The organism is Microbulbifer discodermiae (genome assembly GCF_040742695.1).
In the GTDB taxonomy this organism is placed as follows: Bacteria; Pseudomonadota; Gammaproteobacteria; order Pseudomonadales; family Cellvibrionaceae; genus Microbulbifer.
In genome coordinates, this window is sequence record NZ_JBFLAB010000126.1 from 1 (window position 1) to 3,149 (window position 3,149).

Annotated in this window: 4 protein-coding genes; 1 reads left to right on the forward strand and 3 read right to left on the reverse strand. The window is 46.5% G+C overall.

The window, feature by feature from the left end:
- Positions 1–128: transposase domain-containing protein (locus AB1S50_RS19195; protein WP_367152251.1), on the forward strand; the 128-nt coding region annotated here is incomplete at its 5' end.
- Here the strand turns inward: AB1S50_RS19195 and AB1S50_RS19200 are convergent.
- The 3 genes from AB1S50_RS19200 to AB1S50_RS19210 form a co-directional block, all read right to left on the reverse strand.
- Positions 79–405 (reverse strand): thermonuclease family protein, encoded by a 327-nt coding sequence (locus AB1S50_RS19200; RefSeq protein WP_367152853.1) that lies wholly within the window; start codon positions 403–405, stop codon positions 79–81. The two genes, AB1S50_RS19195 and AB1S50_RS19200, sit on opposite strands and share 50 nt — an antisense overlap.
- A 327-nt stretch (positions 406–732) precedes the next feature.
- Complete coding sequence (locus AB1S50_RS19205) at positions 733–1,092, reverse strand: hypothetical protein (RefSeq protein WP_367152850.1); 360 nt, start codon at positions 1,090–1,092, stop codon at positions 733–735.
- A 378-nt stretch (positions 1,093–1,470) separates the two neighbouring features.
- Positions 1,471–2,793: a hypothetical protein gene (locus tag AB1S50_RS19210; RefSeq protein WP_367152852.1), complete on the reverse strand. Its 1,323-nt coding sequence runs from the start codon at positions 2,791–2,793 to the stop codon at positions 1,471–1,473.
- Positions 2,794–3,149 lie beyond the last annotated feature (356 nt).

A 3,149-nucleotide genomic window follows, 5' to 3' on the forward strand; every position in this document is an offset into this window, starting at 1 on the left:
CAGCCAAGCTGAATGGTCATGATCCCTTTGCGTATCTGAAAGATGTGATGCAGCGATTACCGATGCATCGCGCCAGTGCTATCGGCGAGCTGCTGCCCCATAACTGGGTTCCTGCTGACAAGGTGTGATGCCCGGACGCTTACGATCTAGCCGCTTACCATCTACCCATACTTCGGCTAATAACCTGAAATACTTGACCCGCTCTATCTCCTCAAGGCGTACTTCTTGGGCGCCGTGAAACACAGTGGCGGTGAATTGTTTGGCCTTTCGTGCCAGTTCCTTTTCAGCCTGGCACTTGCCCCGCAACTCCGGGGTGTCTACCCCTTTGACTCTGACGCCGATGAGCTTGCCGACTATATCGGGTTGTCCTGGTATAGGGGGTAGAAATACTGTGTGAATATACAGCTTGCTTGTCCCAAAACGTGCCTTTTAGAACCAAAAATCAATAACTTAGAAGTTCCTTTACGCGACAGTGTGGGACACGTGAAAGCCCCTAACTTGTTGAAATTGATAGAAAAAAACTAATATCAAGGGAAGTCTTTTAACCAATTGGTCGCTGGTTCGAATCCAGCACGACCCACCAAAAAAAGTCTTTAAGATCAATGACTTAAAAGAATCTAAGAGCGGCATCAACCAGGTTGATACCGCTCTTTTTCGTTTAAGTGTCAACAAAGTGTCAACGCAAATTCAGCTGGGCCGCTCTCGGGCCAGATTTTTGCTTCATTTGTACCGCTATTGGGGAAACTCCGTACTGGCGCTAAAAAGCCTCTCCCGCAGTCCACTCAGGATGCTGGAAAGGCCGAGCTGAGCGTCTGGATTCAATTCCAGGTAGTTGCCGGGAGAGAGCACCAGTGAGAGGAAGTCGAGCTGGTGGATAGCTTCATCCAGACTTTCCGTGACCGCCATTTGCTCGGGGCGAGGCCCGAGGCGGTGCCCGTCCTCGTGCAGAAAGCAGACTGTTTTACCAGTATCCGAATTTTTCAAAAACAGGCCGTCACCGCTGTCGTAGTAATGCAGCAGCTGCTGCTGAGTGGCCCACAGGACACGGTCGTCGTGCTCATTAAATACAGGTTGGGATTTGTGTTTGGCCATGATGGCCTCCTTGGTTTCATTTCTACATGATGATTAAGGTGCCGAGAGGGTAGAAACCTGTCCAAGGTCAGGCCCGGTTGATTCCCCCTAAGGGTGTTGTATTCCCCGGCCTCTCGACATAACTGATCAAATTTCGGGCACAAAAAAGCCGCTGTAACGGCAGCGGTTTATACCCGCCCTGGACATGAGGTTTCTACGCCTCAAGGCCGAATGTAGCGGCATGATTGAATGTGGTCAAGCTGTAATGAGCAACAAAGAGCAATAGGGGACAGTTAAAGGGGGGCGGTAGATTCTTGCGAAACTACCACATAACGCTGCGCTCTGGGGCAAACCGAAGCATAGCGTAGGATTGCCCCTAGCAGCGTCTTGTTAGCTTCATCATTTGGTAAGGCGGTCAAAGTCAGCTTTTACTGAGTTCGAAACTGATGCAGCATCAATTAACTCTAAAGCAGTCCTTAAATTTCTACGGCAACTAGCCTTATTCGATAATTTTCGCCCAATAGTGGAGGTGCTATCTACTGCCGCACGGATCAAAGTAGCAACTTCGCGGGGTGAAAAGCTTTTAACCATTTCATCATAATAAGGCACAGCAGCATTAGACACCCCATAACCGTTGCCGATACGACAACAAACAACAGTTTGTACAAAACTATCTTGAATAGTTTCCGGAACCGCACCTTGCTGAGTAATTTCTAATAACCTCTCGGCAAAAGCAGGCTCGTTATAAAAGTTATTCATGCCATTGTGAACGTTCCACAATCGATCTATCGCACGTGAGAAGACGACATGCTGTTCAGATTCGTTTAGAAGCCCTATAAGCCCTAGCTTTTCGAAAAATTGCAGGGACGCTGTGTGCTTATCCTCTAGACCTTTTGCGACGTAATCAGAGTGATTATTTATTAAGTCTGATTTAATGGACGACGTAAACACGCCACTTAAGTTACAGCAAATATCTATTGCATTAAGTCGTGCGGGTTCTGCAGTAGCAGGATCACAGTATATTCCATGAACCATATTGACAAGCATTTGTCTTTGTGCGTCATGCGTCTCTATTAATCTCTGCACCCAAATCCGGCATTGATAATCGTTAAACCTACGACCTTTTACTGCTGAGATAAATGCACCTATATCGACACCTCTCGGGGAGGAAGAATCTGCCAACGCATAGCGAACGCAACGACTCAAGAAATTTATGAATTCACGATCGTTTACTGTTCCCATTGTAGGATGGGCGGCCGAGAAATTGTTTCTGACTTCGCGGCACTGATCTAGAAAGAAGAAGCCATCTTCGTCGATGATATTCAACTTCAAACCTAGATCAAGAAGCCTGCTATCTTGCAATTCAAGTAGGTGGTTCTCTTCAAAATCACTTTGTTGGATTTGTGCAACTACAGCTAAGCCAAAGTTTCGAATTTTTTGACGCAATTGCAGAATTGCTGCATTCCAGATATAGTTCATTGCACCATCAAATAGCCCGGTGCTTACAGCAACACACATTCTAGCTATCAACTCGCCTCGTAAGTCCTCCGGAATGTCTCTCAATTCGCGCGGCAGGTCTCGCCAAGCATATTCAACCTCCTCTTGGCTTGCCAAAACCTCACGAGGAATGCCAAGAGCTGTCGTCAATTCTGTAATGGCTGGAAGAATAGTATTAGGCAAAGCAGGAAGGTTGACATCTTCCTTTACTATTATGTCGTTCATCGTTTCTCCAGTTTCGATTTAAGGGGGCAGCTAATAGCTATTGCGCGTCTTTTGCACAAGTAAAGTCCAATTGAATTTTTTCGAGTATGCTACGATCTAGGTTCTTCTCCAAATAACTTATTGTGATGCCATCTGTACTCATCAAGGGCATGATTCCGCTCTCTACCAAGTACTGTAATTGTTTTTCGATAATCAATACCTCGTTACCGGTATCTAGTGGCCCATGCGGAAAATAAGGTTACGTGATTTGATTTCACGTATACTTGTCACATGGATACTCCTGACGTTTTTACAATTACCGCTCATGATGCAGCGACCCTGGAAAGCTGGATTCGCAGCACCTCGCTTCAGCAGGG